A 20,600-nucleotide genomic window follows, 5' to 3' on the forward strand; every position below is an offset into this window, starting at 1 on the left:
TAATGGACAGCAACACCCTTCTACCACAGCTCTTTATCGATAAAATGGGCAGTATTTTACCACAACATCTACAGCTTCAAGACTTGATCGATGCCTGTCAGCGTCCTCTGCGCCGTGCTGTTAGAGTGAACACATTAAAAATATCCGTAAGCGATTTTAAAGAACGTGCTGTTGAACAGGGCTGGAACTTAACCGAAATTCCCTGGTGCAGTGAAGGTTTCTGGATTGAAATAGAAAATGAGCAAACGCCCCTGGGCAACAGTGCTGAACATTTAGCCGGACTTTGTTACATACAGGAAGCAAGCTCAATGATGCCGGTAGCCGCCCTGTTTCATTTCTTCAAGCAGACAAATGAATCAATACTGCTGGATGCAGCGGCTGCCCCGGGCTCAAAAACCACACAGATGGCGGCTGAAATGGGAAACCGCGGTCTGATTATCGCTAACGAATTCTCCTCAAGCCGTATTAAAATGCTTCATGCTAATGTGCAGCGCTGCGGCATTAAAAACGTCGCATTAACCCATTTTGATGCACAGGTGTTCGGAACGTGGCTGCCCGATACTTTTGATGCGGTTTTATTAGATGCCCCCTGCTCTGGCGAAGGCACTGTACGTAAAGATAGATACGCAATGAAAAATTGGAGTCAGAACTCCATAAATGAGATTTCACTGATGCAGCAGGGTCTTATTTTAAGCGCTTTTCATGCACTAAAAGAAAACGGTATTTTAATCTATTCAACCTGTACGTTAAGCCATGAAGAAAACCAGGATGTCTGTTTTTATTTAAAAAATGAATTTCCGGAACATGTTGAGTTTTTAGATCTGCGAGATCTGTTTAGCGATGCGCAAAAAACAGCAACACAAGAAGGTTTCCTGCATATCTGGCCGCAGGTATATGACAGCGAAGGTTTCTTTGTAGCAGCAATTAGAAAAACTCAGCGCAGCACCGTTGAACCTGCTAAAAAGCGTTTAGGAAAATTTCCTTTTATCAGACCAACCAGACAGAAAGAGAAAGAACTCTACGACTACTTTGCAGAGCAGTTTGCTGTAACAGCTATTGAAGGCATGTTATATCAGCGTGATAATGAATTCTGGCTGTTTCCAGATCCGATTAAACCGCTGATCAAAGAGCTGCGTTTTTCACGCTTAGGCATCAAGATTTCCGAAGAGTTTGGTAAAGGGCGCAAAAGCGGTTTTAAAACTATGCATGAGTTTGTCAGCACTTTTGGCGATCAGGCGGGTAAAAATAAAATCGAATTAAATACCGAGCAGGCTAAAGAGTTCTATCAAGGCCGCGATATACGCGGACTAGAAACAAACGGCGCATCGGGCGAAATTTTACTAAGCTATCGCGGCAGTGTTATCGGTTTAGGCAAAGCGCTTAATAACCGTATTAAAAACAGCCTGCCTCGAGAAATGATCCGCGATAACAATTTATTCGAAAAATAAGCTCAGCTAACTTCCTCAATAAAACACAGTTCTTATAATTTATTTGAACTGTGTCTTTCATTTTGAAAATTAAATGTAGTCAATCATTTGTATATTAGTTGATCTTTACTAAACTCAAAGTGTTCAAACAATTATTCCTTTAATTAGAAACAACTGTTTCCCAAGCCTAGGTTCCCCCTTTACTCCTAGGCTTTTTTTTGTCTGAAATTCACAAGCCGTTTTACTGATTCAGCAGAGTCAGCTGTTGAAATTTATTATTGTCGTCAAGCAGCAGTTGAAACCGTCCGCGTACTCCCAGCTGCGAAAAGAAAGGCACAAAACGCATCGCAGGTATCTGGATCATCCGTCCACCTTCATCGCGTACCTTTACAATAGTATTAGGTGTACGGTACAACTGCTCAAAAGCCTGATAGGAAATATTGAGGCGGAAATAATAAGCATTCACAAATTTTTACCCTTGACAGTTAAATGTGTATATCTGCCCAGCGAGGCATAAGGCTCCTGATGGCAATAGAGCTTCTCCATTTCTAATAGTTGTACCAGCTTTTCTTCACAGTGCGAAGACTCTTTTAAATAGTCATGTAATACACGGACACCAGTTTTGCGCACAACCTGCATAGCAGATTCATCCAGCCACATTTTAACTTGTGATTCTAACAAAGGATACGCCGGTGTTAACCGCACTACCTTTTTACGCACCATGCCTTTAGCAACAAAGTCAAAATTACCCGAGACTAAATTAAAAAAACGCTGTGCTTCTTTGTTATAAAACATTAAAGACAATAAACCGTCCACCGATAAAAAACTCAATAATCCCTGTAATGTCTGTTTAGGATCAGCCAGCCACTCTAATACCGCATGGTTTAAAATCAGATCAAATTTTCCCGCACAGTGTTCCGGCAGATTCTGAATTGAACAATGCAGAATCTCAACATTCGCGGCGTAGACCTGCCCCTTAAGCTGTCGTTGCGCTTCCTTCAACAACTCTCCGGAAATATCGCAAAGTACAACCTGGTGTCCAAGGGCGGCCAGTTTTTGAGTGAAAAAGCCAAATCCTCCGCCTGCATCAAGAATACGTAACGGCCGCTGCGGCAGTAAAGATAAACAGTGTAATAACTCAGACCAGACGATTTCTGAACGTATTTTTCCTTTAGTCGAACCGTAAATGTTTTTTACAAATTTCTGCGCGATATTATCAAAATTATGATCGGTCAATTTTTTCTACTCAATTTAGCTGTTAGAATTCGCCATCAAATTAAACTAGCGAGTTTTCAATATGTTATTTATCTTAAAGAAATGGATTGGCGGGCTGTTAATGCCGCTTCCGTTGTTACTGATACTCTTTTTTATCGGGCTTATTTTACTCTTTTTCAGCAAAAAACAAAAAACGGCTAAGACTTTTTTACTGTTTACTTTTATTGTGCTGTTCACTTTAAGCTTTATGCCGGTATCTGAACGTATTGTTCACTCTGTGGAGCGAAAACATCTGCCTATTATGCAGCCGGCGCAAAATTATGAAGTGATATTACTGCTCGGCTCAGGCGGTATCGCTGATCCGAGCCTTCCAGTCACCGGCCAGCTTTCAGCAACCGCATTAAGCCGCTTTGTTGAAGCACTACGTTTATATAATGCTAATCCAGGCGCGATTTTAGTGGTTTCCGGATCCGGTTTCGGAGATGTCAAAACACATGCACAGATGATGCAGGAGTTAGCTTTAACTATGAATATTCCGGCGGATAAAATAGTTCGTCTGGATGATACCTTAGATACCGATGATGAAGCGCGTATTATGTCAGAAATAATCCGCGGTAAAAGAGCTGTATTAGTCACTTCCGCCACTCATATGGACCGCTCTCTGCAGTTGTTTTATAAATACGGCGCAGGCCCGGAAGCTGCACCAGCTAATTTTCTAGCAAAGAACCGTACAGGAGAAACGGCGGCCCATTATTACATCCCTTCTGCACGTTATCTTGATAAAAGCACCGTGGCCTGGCATGAGTATTTAGGGAAACTGCAGAATAAAATAAAAGGACTGCTGTAATAACTGCAGGTACAAAAAAGGCGAAGGATTTTCTTCGCCTTTTTTATTAATAATTAGAATATTTAAAGCAGCTGCGGGCCCGCTTTAATCAGCGCCTGTGCGACAACGATATGTTCACCGTTAAAAGACATGGCCGGCGAGCCGTATAGCTCATAGCCCTCTTCAAGTAGTTTGGTTACACGGGCACAGAAGTCTCCATCGTCTTTACCTGTGATCAGCTTGTATGTTTCTTTTGTTTGAGGCATTTAAGTTTCCTTCTTGTTAGCATCTATAGCAAACAGCATACGACAATATTTTAAAAGAGAAAATCAAACGCAGTAAAAATGTGAAAGCACAACTGAGATGGATAAAAAAACGGCACTTTAAGTGCCGTTTTTGTGAGGGATAACGCTTGCCCTAGGAGGGCTGTCTAAGTTACGGACGATAAACTTTAACGTTTTCAAACCCGGCTTCTTTTAAATATAAAGCCTGTAGTTGACTCATTACACCGCGTTCACAGTATAAAAGATAAGTTTTATCCTGCGGCAGTTTTTCAAACTGACTGGCTAATTTAAAGAAAGGCAGGTGCTCGATAGTTACGCCTTCAATTTCCAGCGGCGCTTCTTCTTCTTCATCAGCTGAGCGAATATCCAGCACCACTTCATCGGCAGCAAAATCAGAAACAGACTCAACTTCAGCAACTTCTTCATGAGCAGCTTTAGCGATATCGCGAATATCTAATACATTGGCTTCGGTTACTACCTGCTCGATCAGAGAAAGATCAAATTTCGCTTCCTCTTTCTCAATTTTTTTCATTACCGCTTTAACCGTCGGACGCTGTGAAATAACCCCGCAGTATTCAGGAATCGTTTCAGAAAGCTCAGCAGTACCAATTTCACGTGCACAGTCGATAATATCCTGCTTATCAGTGGCGATAAGCGGACGCAGGATAAGCATATCCGTTACCTGATCAATAACAGACAGGTTACGCAGAGTCTGGCTGGAAACTTGACCAAGTGCTTCACCAGTTACTAATGCTTCGATATCTAAACGTTCAGCGGCTATCGCTGCAGCACGCATCATCATACGTTTTAAGATTACGCCCATTTGACCGTTATCTACTTTTTCTAAAATTTCAGCAACAACAGGCTCAAAAGGAATAGAGATAAACTTAACCCGATGCGATGCGCCGAAACGATTCCAAAGCTGATATGCAACCTGCTTAACGCCGATCTCGTGGGCTGCACCGCCTAAATTAAAGAAGCAGTAATGAACACGAGAGCCGCGTTTAAGCAGCTGATAACTGGAAACACCAGAATCAAACCCGCCGGAGATAAGTGACAGTACAGATTCCTGTGTACCAAGAGGGAATCCACCTAAACCTTTATGACGCTTATCGATAAAAAACAGTTTGTCGTTATTAATTTCAAGATGAACAGTAATATCCGAACCCTTTAATTTTACCCCCGCCGCATCAGTATGCTGATTTAAGCCGCCGCCGACATAACGCTCTGCATCAATTGATGAAAAATCATGTTTACCGATACGTTTAACACGTACACAAAAGGTTTTTCCGTCTAATGTGCTGCCGACATTTTCTTTAGTCAGTTCATAAATATTATGCAGATCAGTAAACTGTGTTTCTTTCACTTCCAGAAAATGTGCAATTCCCGGTGTACTTTTCAGCGCCTGGATCAAAGCTGTTTTATTCTCAGATGTTTCGTTTTCCGTGCGGACAATGATTTTATCCCACTCTAAAATTACTTTAACCTGTTCATCATGGCGTGATAAAACATTACGGATATTACCCTGTAACATTTTGCTGAAACGTTTACGAACGGGTTTACTTTTCATCATGATTTCAGGGAAAAGTTTTACGATAAATTTCATTGTGTGGTCACTGTGCTAGTTAAAATAAGGTGCCGGATTATACCCTTTGCACTCCGTGAGGCAAAGAGGATAGTTAATTTTTATTGCTTATTCTGCAGTGCAGTACAAGTCACTTCACAATCACCCAGTTCAGCTGCAACATAACTGATGCCGTCTGTGATTGTTACCGAGAAATCCATGCTCCGTTGTACGAGCTTGGCTAATGCCTGGATCTGTTCAAATTCAAATTGATAGACTTCAACATCTAGTTCGCTAAATTTAGCTTGGCTCTGTTTCCACCACACACCTGCTTTGCTATTAAAACTATAAACTTTGGTCTGCTGTGCTAAACGGCTGGCTTTTTTAATTCGCTCAAACGCCGGCTCACCGACATCAATCCATAACAGAAACTCATCGGCTAGACTTTTAGCCCAGATATCCGGATCGTCCGCCACTGAAAGCCCTTTGGTGAATGTTAAAAACTCTTGATTGTTATAAATAAAAGCCATCACCCGCGCCATCATACGCTCAGTATTTTCTGACGGATGCTGAGCAACGGTTAAATTGATACTTTCGTATATATCGTTATCTAGATCTGAAACATTAATATTCATTTTAAAGATTGTGGGTTTAAGTGCCATGGTTTTTCCATTATTTAAGGGCAGCAAAAAGCCGCGTAAAACGCGGCTTTAAATATTTTATAGTTTGTTACTTTTATCGTCGTTTATGCTGTAGGCATTTTAGCCAGCTCAACACATACTAAATCGCCGAATTCTTCAGTACTAACTAGATTAGCTTCAGTCGCTTTAGACAAATCTGATGTTGAATAACCTTTAGCAAATACACTCTGCATAGCGGCCCAAAGGTTCTTCGCTTCTTTTTCCATACCAAAGCTCATTTCCAGCATTAGTGCTACAGAGCCGATCATTGAATAAGGATTTGCGATACCTTTACCAGCGATGTCCGGCGCACTGCCGTGTGACGGTTCGTAGTAAGACTTTTCAGGACCTTTACAAGCAGAAGGCATAAGACCTAAAGAGCCTAAAATACCGCCGCCCTGGTCACTTAAAATATCACCGAACATGTTTTCCATCACCATCACATCAAACATAGTCGGATTTAAACAAAGGTAAGTAGCCGCCGCATCAACAAGAATGTTTTTAACTTCAACATCCGGGTAGTTTTTACTTTCTTCTTCAACAATTTCATTCCACAGTACGCTTGATTTTAACACGTTTGATTTGTGGATATTATGCAGTACTTTTTTACGTGTCATAGAAACATCGAAAGCAACTCGAATAATCTGACGAATCTGATCTTCATCATATTCAAGTACTTCACGGACAAAACGTTTACCATTTTCATCAACACCGCTTTCTTTCTCACCGAAGTATAACCCACCCACTAATTCGCGGATAATCATAATGTCGATACCTTCACCGATAACTGATTCTTTTAACGGAGAAAAGTGTGCAAGACCTTTCGGCAGGTAAACTGGACGGAAGTTTGCATAAGTATTGTAACGGCGGCGAAGCGGTAATAAAGCACCACGTTCAGGCTGTTCATCAATAGGAATTTTTTTAGAGTCTTCATGATTCAGACCGATTGTACCTTTCAAGATTGCATCGGCTTTATCACAAGCGGCTTTGGTTTCTTCAGGGAAGGCGCTGCCCGTAGCAAAATAGGCTGCTGCACCAAATAACACGTCGTTAAGTTCAAAGTTAACTTCCGGATTACGCTGTTCAACAAGGTTTAATACTTTAACCGCTTCTTTCATTACTTCAGGACCGATACCGTCACCTGCAAGTAAAGCAATGTTATATGTAGTCATTATAATTCCCTAAATGATGGTTATGTTTTTAGATCTTCTTAATTTTGTGTAAAACACTATAAGGAAAAGCAGCCGCAGTTTCAAACCTCCTGTGACTATTTCTCCATAAAAAATGTATATTTAAGCATAAATCAAACCGGATTATCGATATCGATATAGGTCACATCCAGCTCAAGTTCATCATTAAGCCATTGCCCAAGGGCCTGAACACCGTAGCGTTCCGTGGCATGATGACCAGCCGCAAAATAATGAATACCCATTTCCCGTGCAATATGTACGGTGCGCTCTGATATTTCACCACTGATAAAAGCATCGATGCCCTGCTCAGCGGCGATATTGATATAATCCTGCCCGCCGCCGGTACACCAGGCGACACTTTTAATCTCTTTTTTACCGCCGTTTATATGCAGTGGTTTACGTGATAAAGCAGATTCAATGCGCTCACTCAACTGCTGCGCGCTGAGCGCTTGTTCAAATTTACCAACGCGCCCGACACTGCGTTTATCCCAGGGCTCTAATGGACGACGATCGGTAATCTGTAATAATTTTGCCAGCTGCGCATTATTACCCAGCTCAGGGTGCACATCTAACGGCAGGTGGTAGGCATAAAGGTTAATGCCGTTTTCAATTAATGCTTTGATACGATTGTATTTCATACCGACAATCGCTTCATTTTCGCCCTTCCAGAAAAAACCGTGGTGCACAACAACAGCATCTGCATTTTCTGCAATAGCGGCATCGATTAACGCCTGACAGGCAGTCACACCGGTAATAATTTTTTTAACGTCTTCACGCCCTTCAATTTGTAAACCATTCGGACAGTAATCTTTAAACTGATGTATTTCTAAAAACTGGTCTAATTTATTGGCGAGTTTATTATTTTTCATATCATTTCCCATCGACTCAAAACTGCTCTGATTGTAACGAATAGCTTGTTACTTCGATACAAATAAAAAATCTGAAAATCAAACTTTTACAGAGGAGTCGTGATAATCAATTCAGGCCAGATAATTTTTCGGTATTACAAATGAAAACTGACTGCCCTCTCCGAGAGTACTTTCAATATTTAATTCACAGTCATAATGGGTTAAGGCATGTTTTACAATTGACAAGCCCAGCCCCGAACCACCGGTATCACGAGAGCGGGAGTTATCAACACGGTAAAAACGTTCCGTGAGATGTAGAATATGCTCAGGGGCAATACCGTCGCCGTTATCCGTCACACAAAAATAAGCACCCTGTGCAGTGGATCGCCAGGTAACTTTAACCGTGCCCTTAGCAGGCGTATAGTTAACAGCATTGTAAACCAGGTTAGCCATCACACTGCGCAGCTGCATCTGATCGCCAAGCAGCAGCAGATCAGCCTGAATATCAAACTCAACGCGCAGTACCTTCTTGTCACCCAGAGCAACCGCTTCGTTTTTAATCTGGGTAAGCAGTGCCGGCACATCCACCTGCTGCTCCAGGTCAATACTCGGCGCTCCTTCGATTTTCGACAGAGTCATCAGCTGCTCAACTAAGGAGCACATTCGAGTAGTCTGCTGATCCAGCACAGTAATTGCTTTGCTCTGATAGGAATTCTCTTCGCTCTGCATTTCTAAAATTTCAATATACCCCTGCAGCACAGTCAGCGGCGTACGCAGTTCATGGGAAACATTAGCAACAAACTGACGGCGGGTTTCATCCATCTGCCGGTAGCTTGTAACATCTCGAACAATCAGCAGGCGCTGATGCTTAGCATAGGGCATAACCCGGAACTCTAATATTTTGTCGGGATTAATCGGTGAGGTTAGATCCAGAGGTTCATGAAAATTATCTGCTTTTAGGTAACCGACAAAATCAGGATGACGTATCAAATTGGTAATGTTTTCACCGCTGTCTTCCGGCCACTTAAAACCCAGCTGCAGCTGCGCTAAACGGTTACACCAGATAATCTGGCCTTCCTTACGAAATACCACCACCGCATCGGGCAGTGCTTCCGACCCTTCGCGAAAGCGGCTGATAACGCCGGCTAATTTATTACGTCGTTTACGGTGACGCTGCTGCATATTATGAATACCGGTAAAAGCATGCTCCCATTCCGATTTCCCCTGCGGCAGTACCGTACTTTTGCTCAGCCATAACCAGTCATTAAGTTTTTTAAGATAATAATAATGCCAGATAATATGCACAGAAAATGCAGCTAAGAGCAGTTCTGTCAGACAGTTAAATAATGTGCCGATAATAACGATCGGCAGGTATACAATTACCAGTGACCATATTAACTGCTTCCATGAATAGATTTTCAAATTAGTTACTCTTGCTCATAGACAGTTAAGATTTTGTCGAAAAACGATAACCGGCACCGCGGACAGTCTGCACCAGATGGTCATGATCGCCTAGCGCTTTACGCAGACGTCGAATATGCACGTCAACAGTACGGTCTTCAACGTATACATTGGTTCCCCATACGTTATTAAGCAGCTGCTCTCGACTGTAGACCCGCTCAGGATGGGTCATAAAAAAGTGCAGCAGTTTAAATTCAGTGGGCCCCATATCCAGCGGCGTGTCAGCAAGCGAGGCGCGGTGTGAAACAGGATCTAACTTTAATTTACCCACTTCTAAAGTATCATCCAGGGAAGTCGGATTAACCCGGCGCATCACAGACTTTAAACGCGCCATTAACTCTTTCGGTGAAAACGGTTTGGTCACATAATCATCGGCGCCGTTCTCCAGCCCGCGCACTTTGTCTTCTTCTTCACCACGGGCAGTAAGCATTACCACCGGTATCTGACGCAGTATGTCATCCTGTTTAAGATGTTTTAATAATTTAATGCCGCTGCCGCCGGGGAACATCCAGTCCAGTAAAATAAGATCAGGATAGGGTTCAGCTAGCTTGTCTAGTGCCGTTTGATAATTATCAGCTTCAATACATTCATAACCATGCTGATCTAATACAAAACACAACATATCGCGGATTGCTTGTTCATCTTCTACAACTAAAATGCGGCTGGCCATTAAATTTTACCTGTCTGTTATCAATTTTAAGTGCGCTCATTATTGCTATGCATTATGACACTTATATTACAATGAATCATAAACTGTCATCAAACTTGTAGAAAACAGCATTTATTAAAAAAACTGATCAACTTTTGCCGATCTTGCTAAAAATCATTTACACTCTGTTCCTATTTTTTGTTTCTCATTAATTAAGGTGTATTCCATGTTTTTCAAAAACCTGCAGGTTTATCGTTTTACTCGTCCGTTAGAGCAAGATGCAGAGGCTTTAGAAAAAAATCTTGAAGAGTTTAAATTTAAAGCCTGCGGCAGCCAGGATGTTTCTAAACTTGGCTGGGTATTTCCAATGGGAAAATCAGGCTCTATGTATACCCACCTGGCCAGTAAACAAATTCTAATCTGCCTGAAAAAAGAGGAGAAAATGTTACCTGCCGGCGTGATTAAGGATCAGGTTAATGAACGTGCAGAAGCCATTGAACTTGAACAGGGGCGCGCACTGAAGAAAAAAGAGAAAGACAGCCTCAAAGAAGAAATTATCATGCAGCTGCTGCCCCGCGCGTTCAGCCGTACTTCACAGACTTTCGCCTGGATTGATCCGGAATCTGACATGTTATATGTTGACGCATCAAGCAGCCGTAAAGCAGAAGAGTTAATTTCTCTGCTGCGTAAAACATTAGGCAGTTTGCCAGTTGTACCTGTACAGCTTAAAAACCAGGCAGATGTGGTTATGACCGACTGGCTGGCTGAAGGTAATATCCCGGCTAACTTTAAATTAGAAGATGAAGCTGAATTATGCTCAGCATTAGAAGGCGGCGGTATTATCCGCTGTAAACAGCAGGATCTACTTTCAGAAGAGATTAAAAACCACCTGTCGGCAGATAAGTTTGTTACTAAATTAGCGCTTAACTGGGCAGACAGTATCTCATTTATTATTGGTGAAGAGTTTGCATTCAAACGCATTAAATTTGCTGATGTACTGCAGGAGCAGAACGAAGATATCGATAAAGATGATTTTGCAGCCCGCTTTGATGCAGATTTTGCATTAATGACAGGTGAAATCAAACAGCTGATCCCCGCTGTGATTGAAGCCTTCGGCGGCGAACAGAGCCTGTAATTTAAAAACCAGACAAAAACCTCTGTAATGACTCAATTACAGAGGTTTTTTATTGTCTAAATTTTATATTTTTACTCCAACCAATCCCCCCCGTTTCCTGCTATTATGCACCGCTAATAATCCCCATTAATTACACAATGAGTTGAATATTATGAGTCTTTCTATTTTTGGCAGTGCAAAAGCAAGCAGTGCAACAAAAGCCCTTTTATTAGGTTCGGGAGAACTGGGTAAAGAAGTGGCGATCGAGTTACAGCGGTTTGGTATTGAAATCATAGCGGCAGACAGTTATGAAAATGCCCCCGCTATGCAGGTTGCCCACTCATCACATGTTGTCAGTATGCTCGACGGTGAAAAATTAGAGCAGATTATCCGCGCTGAAAAACCTGATTTTATCATTCCGGAAGTTGAAGCGATAGCAACCGATACCTTAGTCGCTTTAGAAGCTGACGGCTTCAATATTGTGCCCAGTGCCCGTGCCGTAAAATTAACCATGGATAGAGAGGGTATCCGCCACCTCGCTGCCGAAACACTCTCTGTTAAAACATCCCCTTACGTATTTACAGACTCAAAAGAAGAATACCTGCAGGCAGTTAAAACAGTTGGTATTCCCTGTGTTATTAAACCGGTAATGAGCAGCTCTGGTAAAGGGCAGAGTATCATTAAATCTGAAGCTGATTTAGAGGCTGCCTGGACTTACTCACAGGAAGGCGGCCGCAGCGGCGCCGGAAGGATTATTATTGAAGGTTTTGTTCCCTTTGATTATGAGATTACCCTGCTGACGGTCAGCGCTGTTGACGGCATTCATTTTTGCGCACCAATCGGGCATCGTCAGGAAGGTGGAGATTACCGCGAATCCTGGCAGCCGCAGCAGATGTCTGAACAGGCGCTTGGAAAAGCACAGAAAATAGCAGAAAAAGTAGTTAAAGAACTAGGTGGGTACGGCCTGTTCGGCATGGAGTTTTTTGTTAAAGATGATGACGTCTACTTTAATGAAGTATCACCCCGCCCGCATGATACCGGATTAGTAACGCTGCTTTCACAGGATGCTTCGCAGTTCGCTCTGCATGTACGTGCAATTCTCGGCCTGCCGATCGGCACCATCACCCAGTATGGTCCAACAGCATCCAGTGTGATCCTAGGTAACGGCAGTTCACAGGATATTAAGTTTGCAAATATCAGCCAGGCATTAGGCGCCGCCGCCGGTTCACAAATACGCTTATTTGCGAAACCGGATATCAACGGCACACGCCGTTTAGGTGTCGCAGTTGCACGCGGTGACAATACCAGTCAAGCAGTTGAAAATGCGAATGCGGTTTCATCAAAAGTTGAAGTGATTTATTAATTTAATCACTGTTAGATAAGTACAAAGGCGGCTTCGGCTGCCTTTTTTTGTACCAAAAAATCGGTTAAAAACCCTATTTTTGTAAATAATCTCCCGTAAACAACAGATAGAGCTTGAAATATAAACACAAAACAACTACTGTTCGTGTATACAGTGTTTTTATATACAGGTGCTTATTATGTTATCAGATTACGTGCAGGCTAAAAATTCAACCTTCTCTTTAACTGAACTTTATGCAAAAGCAATTAATAAACAGTTCGTTAATATCAGCTATGAGCAGCAGAACTTTCATGATTTATTAACCCACCTGAACCAAGATAATGATCCGCGCTGGATACTATTTATTGCTCCCCCCGGCAGACCGAATTTCAGGTTTCTACAGCAGGCCGGCATTGATAAAAGCCGCGTTATCACCCTTGATGCGAGCAAAGTAAAAGACACAACAGAGATGCTGAAAAGCACATTGAAAAGTAATAACTACGCAACGGTTATTTCCTGGTTAAACGATCTGGATAATGATTTACAGACTGAACTGGAAACATACTCTCGATCTTCTGAAACAGACTGTTTTGTTTACTGTAAACAATAACCTCATTACATTAAAAATTGGGTATAATACGGTAAATTTATTAATAAACAGGTCAGTAACTAATGTTTCAATACAGTGATAAAACCAAAAACTTCATCAACCTTATCGGCAGCGGCGATGCGGCTTACGTACCTAAAGCGATTACTTGTGCGATTAAAACATTAGATGCAATTGCAGCTGATGAAAGTTTACCTGAGGCAACTCGTAAAAATGCGTCCTTTGCAGCCGCTAACCTGGTATTAAGCGATTACAACGACAACGATTAAGTTTTTCTTAAGCGCAAAAAACAAAAAGGAGCCACAGGCTCCTTTTTTTATGGATATTTAATACAGAATATTAATTAGCCGATATGTGTAAGACCACCCATGTAGTGTTGTAAAACAGCCGGGATTTCAATACGGCCGTCTTCAAGCTGATAGTTTTCCAGTACAGCAACCAGTGTACGGCCTACCGCTAAACCAGAGCCGTTTAAGGTATGTACTAACTCAGGTTTTTTCGCACCGGCAGCACGGAAACGCGCCTGCAGACGACGAGCCTGGAAATCACCTACGTTTGAACAAGATGAAATTTCACGGTAAGTTTTCTGCGCCGGTACCCATACTTCCAGGTCATAAGTTTTGGTTGCACTAAAGCCCATATCACCGGTACATAACACAACTTTACGGTAAGGCAGTTCAAGGTTTTTAAGTACCTGCTCAGCATGTTTAGTAATTTCTTCTAATGCTTCAAAGCTTTTTTCCGGATGAACTATTTGTACTAATTCTACTTTATCAAACTGATGCTGACGGATCAGGCCGCGAGTATCACGCCCGTAAGAACCGGCTTCACTACGGAAACAAGGCGTATGCGCTGTGATTCTAACCGGCAGTTCAGATTCATCGTAAATCATATCACGGCTCATATTAGTCAGCGGTACTTCTGCTGACGGAATCAGCGACATACCAATGCCCTCTTCCGTTGCCGGTTTAGTATTAAACAGATCATCACCGAATTTCGGGAGCTGTGTTGTACCGTATAAACTGTCTGCATTTACCAGTAACGGTACGTACATTTCAGTGTAACCATGGTGGTTAGTATGAAGGTTCAGCATATACTGTGCTAATGCACGATGCAGTTTGGCAATCTGCCCCTGCATCACAATAAAACGTGAGCCGCTGATTTTAACGGCAGATTTAAAATCTAAACCGCCTAACGCCTCACCCAGATCAACATGATCTTTAACATCGAAGTTAAACTCTTTCGGCGTTCCCCAAGTTGAAATTTCAACATTTTCATCTTCATCGTTACCCACAGGAACCGATTCGTGAGGCACATTAGGAACTGCGTAAGAAGCTTGTTTAATCTGCTCAGCTAAAGCGGTAAATTCTTCTTTAGCTGCATCTAGATCTTCACCAAGTTTACCCATTTCCGCACGTAAAGGTGCAATATCTTCACCGCGTTTAGCCGCCATGCCGATCTCTTTGGAACGAGTATTACGCTGTGACTGTAATGTTTCTGTTTCAACCTGCAGTGTTTTGCGTCTTTCTTCTAACTGATTGATTAACTCAACATCTAAAACAAAACCGCGAGATGCTAATTTTTTTGCTGTTTCTTCTATATCATTACGTAAAAATTTTGGATCTAACATGCTCTTTCCCTAACTCTTTAAAACTAATAAAGTGCCTACATATGCGGCTAAAATACAGACAACAACATTCAATGCGACGTTTAACATCGCTTTGACTAATTCACCCTGCTGTAAAAGCAGTAAATTATCCATGGAGAATGTTGAAAATGTTGTTAATGCACCTAAAAACCCGACACCGATTAACGGCCACCAGGGTGATGAGGCAATTGTTTCCTGCTGGACCAGCTGAAAAATGTAACCCATTATCAGCGAGCCTAAAATATTGACCGTAAGTGTAGCAAATGGAAAACCTTTTCCAAAGAGGCTTATCATGCCAATACCAATTAAATAGCGTAATGTTGCACCAAAAGCGCCGCCGCAGGCCACTAAAGCGATATTTGTTATCATATTATTCATAGAATTTGTTGATACCTTGTAACTTTCTTGTTTTTATCCACAAGCACCTCAAAGATAACTCGATTGTTCCGCTGAGGCTAATAACGTTTATTTTTACTTTGTAGATTTAGCTGCTGCAGATAATTGAGTTTATCTGCAATCTGCTTCTCAAAACCACGATCGCTAGGCTGATAGAATTTCGTGCCCTGAAGTTCCTGCGGCAGGTACACTTCTCCGGCGGCAAATGCGCCGTCTTCATCATGGGCGTAACGATAACCAAGGCCGTGATTCAGTTCAGCCATCAGTTTTGTCGGAGCATTACGCAGATGCAGCGGTACTTCAAACTCCGGCAGTTCTTTTACTGCTTGTTTGGCATTAGCAAAAGCCACATACACGGAATTACTTTTTGGTGCCGATGCGCAGTAAACAATCGCCTGCGCAATCGCACGCTCACCTTCATAAGGCCCAACACGGGCAAAACAGTCCCAGGCATTAATAGCAATCTGCATGGCACGCGGATCGGCATTACCAATATCTTCAGAGGCAATTGCTAATAGACGCCGCGCCACATAAAGCGGATCACATCCACCAGCCAGCATACGTGCAAACCAGTACAGAGCAGCATCAGGATCGGAGCCGCGTACAGACTTATGAAAAGCGGAAATAAGATCGTAAAACAGGTCCCCCTGCTTATCAAAACTGACACCTTCCCGGCCGGCAATTTCCATCAGTAAATCTAAGCCTATGTTCAGATGCCCATCGCTGTCATCCCCCATATCCGCCAGCAGCTCTAAATAATTAAGCACTTTTCTAGCATCGCCCTGCACCAGCTGCGCAAGCTTGCCTTTAACACCCTCTGCAAAGCGAATATGCTTTTCAGCTAAACCACGGGTCGAGGAGCAGGCCTGATCAATCACCGCACCTATTTCATCGTCACTTAGTTTTTTCAACAGATAAACACGCGCCCGCGAAAGCAGTGCGTTATTTAACTCAAAAGAGGGATTTTCCGTCGTCGCGCCGACAAACAAAATAGTACCGTCTTCGATATAGGGTAGAAAGGCATCCTGCTGGCTTTTATTAAAACGATGTACTTCGTCAACAAACAGCAGGGTTCTGATACCCGATGCCTGATTCTGCTGCGCAATTTCAATGGCGGCGCGGATCTCTTTAATCCCTGACGTTACCGCAGAAAGCCGTTCTACATGTGCCTGACAGTAAGTTGCAATAAGCTCGGCTAATGTAGTTTTTCCCGTACCGGGCGGCCCCCATAAAATCATGGAGTGGGCAGCACCGCTTTCAAGCGCTTTACGCAGCGGTTTACCGACACCGACAATATGTGACTGACCAATATAATCTGCAAAGCCTCTAGGGCGCATACGCGCAGCTAAAGGCTGAAAATCATTATTGAATTCGAAAAGATCTCTCATTAACGCTGGTCATCAATTTCAACACCATCGGGAATGGTAAATGTAAAATAATCCGTTTCTAATTTTTTGCTCAACGGCTGGTGTGTTAACTCAAACTCACTGCGCTGCTCCTGCGCGTCGATAACCACGAATTTACTGACATTATCAGAAGCATTGAATTCAAAAACGAATGTAGTTTCCTGCTCCTGCTGTTTATTATCTTTTACGGTAAAATTATTTTTATCTTTTTTAACTGAATAATCTGCCCACTGCTGCTTATTCGCCCCTGACAATAAAACAAACGGCGTGCCTTCAATGGCATCACTTAAATTAATAATGCTGACCTGCTCAACAAACGGCGTGTAATACCACATGGTTTTACCGTCGGAAACTATCAGCTCCTCTTCTGGTGTCTGCACCTGCCAGTGGAATTTACCCGGGCGGGAGATGGTCAGCTGACCTTTGCTCTCATTTAATAATTTACCTTCCGGACTGATTATTTTCTGCGAAAACTCGGCGTTAATCACAGAGAATTTTGCTAACTTTTCTTTCAGCAGCTGCGCATCACTAGCAGCAGAAACGGTCTGCGGCAGCGTTAATAAAATAAATAATAGAGAGATGATTTTTTTCATGAATTAATCCTTCATTGGAGGGGGAGTAAGTACGTCACGGCTGCTGTTTGCACCTGAGGGTGCGCTGACAACACCTTGCGCCTGAAGCTGATCAACAAGGCGTGCAGAACGGTTATAGCCTATTCTAAATTTACGCTGAATGCTGGAGATGGATACTTTACGGGTTTCAGTGATAAATGCCACTACTTCATCAAACAAGGAGTCAATCTCGCTTTCAGCTTCAGCTTCTTCGCCCGGCAATAAGGTATCTAATGAAGCATCACCGTCAATAATCTCCTGGATATAATTTGGTTCGCCGCGTTTCTTCCAGTCGGCAACCACTTTATGTACCTCATGATCATCAACAAATGCACCGTGAACACGGGTAGGAACACCAACCCCAGGCGGCATGTATAACATATCACCATGGCCTAATAATGTTTCAGCGCCCTGCATACCTAAAATGGTACGCGAATCAATTTTGCTCGAGACCTGGAAGGCAATTCGCGTTGGAATATTAGCCTTAATCAAACCGGTGATAACATCTACCGATGGACGCTGCGTTGCCAAAATAAGATGAATACCGGCTGCACGTGCTTTTTGCGCAATACGCGTGATCAGCTCTTCACATTTTTTACCAACAATCATCATCATATCGGCAAATTCATCAACCACTACCACGATATTCGGTAATTTAGTCAACTCCGGTGCGCTGACATCCATGCTGTCTCCCGGTTTCCAAAGCGGATCGGTTAACGGCTCACCTGCATCAATAGCTTCTTTCACTTTACTGTTATAACCGGCAAGTGTTCGTACTCCGATTTCAGACAACAGTTTATAGCGGCGTTCCATTTCACCTACACACCAGCGCAGCGCATTGGCGGCATCCTTCATATCGGTGACTACTTCAGATAAAAGGTGTGGAATACCTTCATAAACACTTAACTCCAGCATCTTCGGATCGATTAGTATCAGGCGTACATCTTCAGGGGATGATTTATACAGCAGACTGACCAGCATACAGTTGACACCAACTGATTTACCGGAGCCCGTTGTACCCGCGACTAACAGATGAGGCATTTTAGCTAAATCAACTACCACCGGCTCTCCGGAGATATCAGCCCCAAGCACCATACTCAGCGGTGATTTAGCATCAGTGAACTCTTTACTGCCTAACACGGTAGATGAATAGACGGTTTCACGATATTTATTAGGCAGCTCTAATGCAATCACTGATTTACCGGGTATCTGATCCACAACCCGCACACTCATTGCAGACAGCGCACGTGCGAGATCTTTTTCTAAGCTTGAAACAGTGCTTACCTTCATACCCGGTGATAATGCTAATTCAAAACGGGTAATAACCGGGCCGGGCAGCACATTAACTACATCGGCTTTAATTTTAAATTCTAATAATTTCGCTTCCACTAAGCGGGCGGCGCTGTCAAGCTCCTCCTGAGAGACTGGATGTGCTTTTTTATTCGGTCTATCTAACAGGTCAATGCTTGGAAACGGGGCCAGATCTTTATCTATTTTACGTTTAATAACGGGTTTGGCATGTTCAGGTAAATGGGAAAAATCAGTCTTTACTGCTGGCACGGCTTCAGGGACTGGTGCGTCAGTGAACTCCGGCTCTGTCGATTCCGGGTATGGAAACTGGTCAAAATCTATTTCCTCTAAATCGGGAATTTCATTATCTATCTGAAACGGGCTGTCAAGGTAGTCTTGATCAGTGTTATGGGGTTCAAAATTAAATGCGTGCTCTTCCTGCGGTGCTGCTTGTACTTGATCATCAACACTTAACGGTACAGACTCAGGTACAGCTTTAGCAGCACGTTTACCCGGCTTCCTGGATTTTTTCGGAGCTGGATTGCTCAGCGCCTCTTCAACAGCCTGTCGTTTTACACTTTGGCGCTGCAGGTTCCAGTGGCTGATGTGTGACGGTAACTGATAAGTCCAGGTCACGCCGGCAATGACAGCAGCCCCCAGGCCGTCAATCAGGCGAAGCCAGGAAAAACCCAGCAGCAGTGTCGTACCGGAAATCAGCAGGGTTAATAAAATAAGATTAGCAGCCAGCAGACTGAAAAAACCAAGCATGCTCTGGGAAATTATATCTCCAACCAGACCGCCGGACGGGTAATAATGAAAATCATTAAAATTTAGCGATGCTAAAGCAGAGGTACTGAATACGGTAAAAATAAAACCGACAATCCGAAGCCCCAGGTTCAAAAAATCAATATCTAAACGAAACTGCGGCTTCCAGAAAAGAACCCAGGCAAAAGCGGCAATAACAATCGGAATAAAATACGCCAGCAGACCAAATGCATAAAAAAGAATATCAGCTGTCCATGCGCCGACTCTGCCGCCGGCATTCTCAATTTCAGCAACCCACTGCTGCTGCGACCAGCTTGGATCTACCGGAGAAAATGAAAAAAGTGAAATAGAAACAAAAATAGCCGCAAAAATACTGATGATAATGCCGACTTCAAACAACTTTTGAACACCTGAGAGGTGATTAATCATATTAGTTTTCGTCAAAAGGTTAACCTTGTAATAAAAATATAACTGGAAATACTACACCCAAATATTTAGGGTGCAAAATACTTAATCTAAAAAATCATCAGGCAGCTGGTCACGCAGGCGCAGCCATATTTTACCGCTGGCAAAGGCTGAGTCTCTGACTATCTGCATTATCTGCTGCGAGTCCCCCTGCCCTATTGCCTGTTTAACCTGTGCATAAAAATCCAGTGCAATCGATTTAGCCTCTGTATTAGAAAAATAAAAAGTCCCGACTTTGCGATAAAGATCCTGCAGGCCGTTTAATATTAAAACGTAAATCATATTGTTAGAGGAAACAGCGACCTGATGATAAAAACGGTAGTCAAACTCAGTAAACACTTCACTGCTTGCTTCAATGGGAGGCACATCCTCTAAAAAAGACAGCACAGCTTCACGATTGTGTTTAGCAGCCATGCGCAGAATGATGGTGCTGACATTAGTACGCACAGACATTAACTGGTCAATGAAATCAGCACGGCGATTCACATCAAGACGAGTAAGTGTGCTTAATATGTTAAGGCCGGAGCTTTCCCAGAAGTCGTTTACTTTGGTCGCTTTACCATGGCGTATGGTGATCCAGCCGTCTTTAGACAGACGCTGCAGTACTTCACGCAGAGTAGTGCGTGTAACGCCGATTTTATCAGCAAGCAGACGTTCAGCAGGTAACTCTGAATGAATTGGAATTGATCCGTTCCAGATGGACTCAATTAGATATTGCTCAGCAACATCAGCAGGCCCCTTTGCTTTCATAATCATTAATTTCTATCGCCCGTTTCTTATTATTTTTTTATATACCCATGATACTTCAAGAT

At 42.8% G+C, this 20,600-nt stretch carries 21 protein-coding genes; 6 read left to right on the forward strand and 15 right to left on the reverse strand.

Annotated features, from left to right (window positions below):
- Positions 1 to 2 precede the first annotated feature (2 nt).
- Positions 3 to 1,448 carry a 16S rRNA (cytosine(1407)-C(5))-methyltransferase RsmF gene (gene rsmF / locus G327_RS0103900; protein WP_019613455.1) on the forward strand — a complete coding sequence of 482 codons (1,446 nt, stop codon included), beginning with the start codon at positions 3 to 5 and terminating at the stop codon, positions 1,446 to 1,448.
- Between the two features lie 220 nt (positions 1,449 to 1,668).
- Here rsmF and G327_RS0103905 read toward each other — a convergent pair whose 3' ends face one another.
- On the reverse strand, positions 1,669 to 1,893 hold the full coding sequence (locus G327_RS0103905; RefSeq protein ID WP_019613456.1) for a DUF2835 domain-containing protein: 225 nt from the start codon (positions 1,891 to 1,893) through the stop codon (positions 1,669 to 1,671).
- Positions 1,890 to 2,663, reverse strand: a complete 774-nt coding sequence (locus G327_RS0103910) for a methyltransferase domain-containing protein (protein WP_019613457.1) — start codon at positions 2,661 to 2,663, stop codon at positions 1,890 to 1,892. The genes G327_RS0103905 and G327_RS0103910 overlap by 4 nt, the downstream gene beginning before the upstream one ends.
- A gap of 61 nt (positions 2,664 to 2,724) precedes the next feature.
- Between G327_RS0103910 and G327_RS0103915 the strand changes: the two genes are divergently transcribed.
- On the forward strand, positions 2,725 to 3,489 hold the full coding sequence (locus tag G327_RS0103915) for an ElyC/SanA/YdcF family protein (protein WP_019613458.1): 765 nt from the start codon (positions 2,725 to 2,727) through the stop codon (positions 3,487 to 3,489).
- A gap of 62 nt (positions 3,490 to 3,551) precedes the next feature.
- Here the strand turns inward: G327_RS0103915 and G327_RS0103920 are convergent, their stop codons facing one another.
- The 7 genes from G327_RS0103920 to phoB all read right to left on the reverse strand — a co-directional run bounded on the left by G327_RS0103920 (position 3,552) and on the right by phoB (position 10,165).
- On the reverse strand, positions 3,552 to 3,734 hold the full coding sequence (locus tag G327_RS0103920) for a DUF1737 domain-containing protein (protein ID WP_019613459.1): 183 nt from the start codon (positions 3,732 to 3,734) through the stop codon (positions 3,552 to 3,554).
- 169 nt (positions 3,735 to 3,903) lie between these two features.
- Positions 3,904 to 5,358, reverse strand: coding sequence for a tRNA uracil 4-sulfurtransferase ThiI (gene thiI / locus G327_RS0103925; RefSeq protein ID WP_019613460.1), 1,455 nt, complete (start codon positions 5,356 to 5,358; stop codon positions 3,904 to 3,906).
- 80 nt (positions 5,359 to 5,438) lie between these two features.
- Positions 5,439 to 5,978 (reverse strand): YaeQ family protein, encoded by a 540-nt coding sequence (locus G327_RS0103930; protein WP_019613461.1) that lies wholly within the window; start codon positions 5,976 to 5,978, stop codon positions 5,439 to 5,441.
- A gap of 83 nt (positions 5,979 to 6,061) precedes the next feature.
- Positions 6,062 to 7,168 (reverse strand): 3-isopropylmalate dehydrogenase, encoded by a 1,107-nt coding sequence (leuB, locus tag G327_RS0103935; RefSeq protein ID WP_019613462.1) that lies wholly within the window; start codon positions 7,166 to 7,168, stop codon positions 6,062 to 6,064.
- A 131-nt stretch (positions 7,169 to 7,299) separates the two neighbouring features.
- Positions 7,300 to 8,055 carry a Nif3-like dinuclear metal center hexameric protein gene (locus G327_RS0103940; protein WP_019613463.1) on the reverse strand — a complete coding sequence of 252 codons (756 nt, stop codon included), beginning with the start codon at positions 8,053 to 8,055 and terminating at the stop codon, positions 7,300 to 7,302.
- Positions 8,056 to 8,166: 111 nt separating this feature from the next.
- The gene (phoR, locus tag G327_RS0103945; protein ID WP_019613464.1) at positions 8,167 to 9,456 is read right to left on the reverse strand and encodes a phosphate regulon sensor histidine kinase PhoR; all 1,290 of its coding nucleotides are present in this window, start codon (positions 9,454 to 9,456) and stop codon (positions 8,167 to 8,169) included.
- 25 nt (positions 9,457 to 9,481) lie between these two features.
- Positions 9,482 to 10,165 carry a phosphate regulon transcriptional regulator PhoB gene (phoB, locus tag G327_RS0103950; RefSeq protein WP_019613465.1) on the reverse strand — a complete coding sequence of 228 codons (684 nt, stop codon included), beginning with the start codon at positions 10,163 to 10,165 and terminating at the stop codon, positions 9,482 to 9,484.
- Positions 10,166 to 10,370: 205 nt separating this feature from the next.
- Between phoB and rdgC the strand changes: the two genes are divergently transcribed.
- From rdgC to G327_RS0103970, 4 genes are all read left to right on the forward strand, one after another.
- Positions 10,371 to 11,279, forward strand: a complete 909-nt coding sequence (gene rdgC, locus G327_RS0103955) for a recombination-associated protein RdgC (RefSeq protein WP_019613466.1) — start codon at positions 10,371 to 10,373, stop codon at positions 11,277 to 11,279.
- Positions 11,280 to 11,430: 151 nt separating this feature from the next.
- Positions 11,431 to 12,621, forward strand: coding sequence for a formate-dependent phosphoribosylglycinamide formyltransferase (gene purT, locus G327_RS0103960; protein ID WP_019613467.1), 1,191 nt, complete (start codon positions 11,431 to 11,433; stop codon positions 12,619 to 12,621).
- Between the two features lie 178 nt (positions 12,622 to 12,799).
- Positions 12,800 to 13,210, forward strand: coding sequence for a SulA-like leucine-rich domain-containing protein (locus G327_RS0103965; RefSeq protein ID WP_019613468.1), 411 nt, complete (start codon positions 12,800 to 12,802; stop codon positions 13,208 to 13,210).
- Positions 13,211 to 13,272: 62 nt separating this feature from the next.
- Positions 13,273 to 13,476 (forward strand): YaeP family protein, encoded by a 204-nt coding sequence (locus tag G327_RS0103970; protein WP_019613469.1) that lies wholly within the window; start codon positions 13,273 to 13,275, stop codon positions 13,474 to 13,476.
- A 74-nt stretch (positions 13,477 to 13,550) separates the two neighbouring features.
- On the opposite strand, the gene serS is transcribed toward G327_RS0103970, so the two are convergent.
- From serS to fadR, 6 genes are all read right to left on the reverse strand, one after another.
- Entirely contained in the window at positions 13,551 to 14,837 is a 1,287-nt protein-coding gene (gene serS, locus G327_RS0103975; protein WP_019613470.1) for a serine--tRNA ligase, read from the reverse strand.
- A gap of 9 nt (positions 14,838 to 14,846) precedes the next feature.
- Entirely contained in the window at positions 14,847 to 15,233 is a 387-nt protein-coding gene (gene crcB, locus G327_RS0103980; RefSeq protein ID WP_019613471.1) for a fluoride efflux transporter CrcB, read from the reverse strand.
- 77 nt (positions 15,234 to 15,310) lie between these two features.
- The gene (locus G327_RS0103985; protein WP_019613472.1) at positions 15,311 to 16,639 is read right to left on the reverse strand and encodes a replication-associated recombination protein A; all 1,329 of its coding nucleotides are present in this window, start codon (positions 16,637 to 16,639) and stop codon (positions 15,311 to 15,313) included.
- The gene (lolA, locus tag G327_RS0103990) at positions 16,639 to 17,250 is read right to left on the reverse strand and encodes an outer membrane lipoprotein periplasmic chaperone LolA (protein WP_019613473.1); all 612 of its coding nucleotides are present in this window, start codon (positions 17,248 to 17,250) and stop codon (positions 16,639 to 16,641) included. Before lolA ends, G327_RS0103985 begins: the two co-directional genes overlap by 1 nt.
- A 3-nt stretch (positions 17,251 to 17,253) precedes the next feature.
- On the reverse strand, positions 17,254 to 19,752 hold the full coding sequence (locus G327_RS0103995) for a DNA translocase FtsK (RefSeq protein WP_033297806.1): 2,499 nt from the start codon (positions 19,750 to 19,752) through the stop codon (positions 17,254 to 17,256).
- Positions 19,753 to 19,833: 81 nt separating this feature from the next.
- Positions 19,834 to 20,544 carry a fatty acid metabolism transcriptional regulator FadR gene (gene fadR, locus G327_RS0104000; RefSeq protein WP_019613475.1) on the reverse strand — a complete coding sequence of 237 codons (711 nt, stop codon included), beginning with the start codon at positions 20,542 to 20,544 and terminating at the stop codon, positions 19,834 to 19,836.
- Positions 20,545 to 20,600: the final 56 nt, after the last annotated feature.

Source organism: Psychromonas ossibalaenae ATCC BAA-1528, from assembly GCF_000381745.1.
Classification (GTDB): Bacteria; Pseudomonadota; Gammaproteobacteria; order Enterobacterales; family Psychromonadaceae; genus Psychromonas; species Psychromonas ossibalaenae.

Coding starts and splice junctions, on each gene's coding strand:
- rsmF (WP_019613455.1), top strand. CDS start 3: ATGGACAGCAACACCCTTCTACCACAGCTCTTTATCGATAAAATGGGC.
- G327_RS0103915 (WP_019613458.1), top strand. CDS start 2,725: ATGTTATTTATCTTAAAGAAATGGATTGGCGGGCTGTTAATGCCGCTT.
- G327_RS0103920 (WP_019613459.1), bottom strand. CDS start 3,734: ATGCCTCAAACAAAAGAAACATACAAGCTGATCACAGGTAAAGACGAT.
- thiI (WP_019613460.1), bottom strand. CDS start 5,358: ATGAAATTTATCGTAAAACTTTTCCCTGAAATCATGATGAAAAGTAAA.
- G327_RS0103930 (WP_019613461.1), bottom strand. CDS start 5,978: ATGGCACTTAAACCCACAATCTTTAAAATGAATATTAATGTTTCAGAT.
- leuB (WP_019613462.1), bottom strand. CDS start 7,168: ATGACTACATATAACATTGCTTTACTTGCAGGTGACGGTATCGGTCCT.
- G327_RS0103940 (WP_019613463.1), bottom strand. CDS start 8,055: ATGAAAAATAATAAACTCGCCAATAAATTAGACCAGTTTTTAGAAATA.
- phoB (WP_019613465.1), bottom strand. CDS start 10,165: ATGGCCAGCCGCATTTTAGTTGTAGAAGATGAACAAGCAATCCGCGAT.
- rdgC (WP_019613466.1), top strand. CDS start 10,371: ATGTTTTTCAAAAACCTGCAGGTTTATCGTTTTACTCGTCCGTTAGAG.
- purT (WP_019613467.1), top strand. CDS start 11,431: ATGAGTCTTTCTATTTTTGGCAGTGCAAAAGCAAGCAGTGCAACAAAA.
- G327_RS0103965 (WP_019613468.1), top strand. CDS start 12,800: ATGTTATCAGATTACGTGCAGGCTAAAAATTCAACCTTCTCTTTAACT.
- G327_RS0103970 (WP_019613469.1), top strand. CDS start 13,273: ATGTTTCAATACAGTGATAAAACCAAAAACTTCATCAACCTTATCGGC.
- serS (WP_019613470.1), bottom strand. CDS start 14,837: ATGTTAGATCCAAAATTTTTACGTAATGATATAGAAGAAACAGCAAAA.
- crcB (WP_019613471.1), bottom strand. CDS start 15,233: ATGAATAATATGATAACAAATATCGCTTTAGTGGCCTGCGGCGGCGCT.
- G327_RS0103985 (WP_019613472.1), bottom strand. CDS start 16,639: ATGAGAGATCTTTTCGAATTCAATAATGATTTTCAGCCTTTAGCTGCG.
- lolA (WP_019613473.1), bottom strand. CDS start 17,250: ATGAAAAAAATCATCTCTCTATTATTTATTTTATTAACGCTGCCGCAG.
- G327_RS0103995 (WP_033297806.1), bottom strand. CDS start 19,752: ATGATTAATCACCTCTCAGGTGTTCAAAAGTTGTTTGAAGTCGGCATT.
- fadR (WP_019613475.1), bottom strand. CDS start 20,544: ATGATTATGAAAGCAAAGGGGCCTGCTGATGTTGCTGAGCAATATCTA.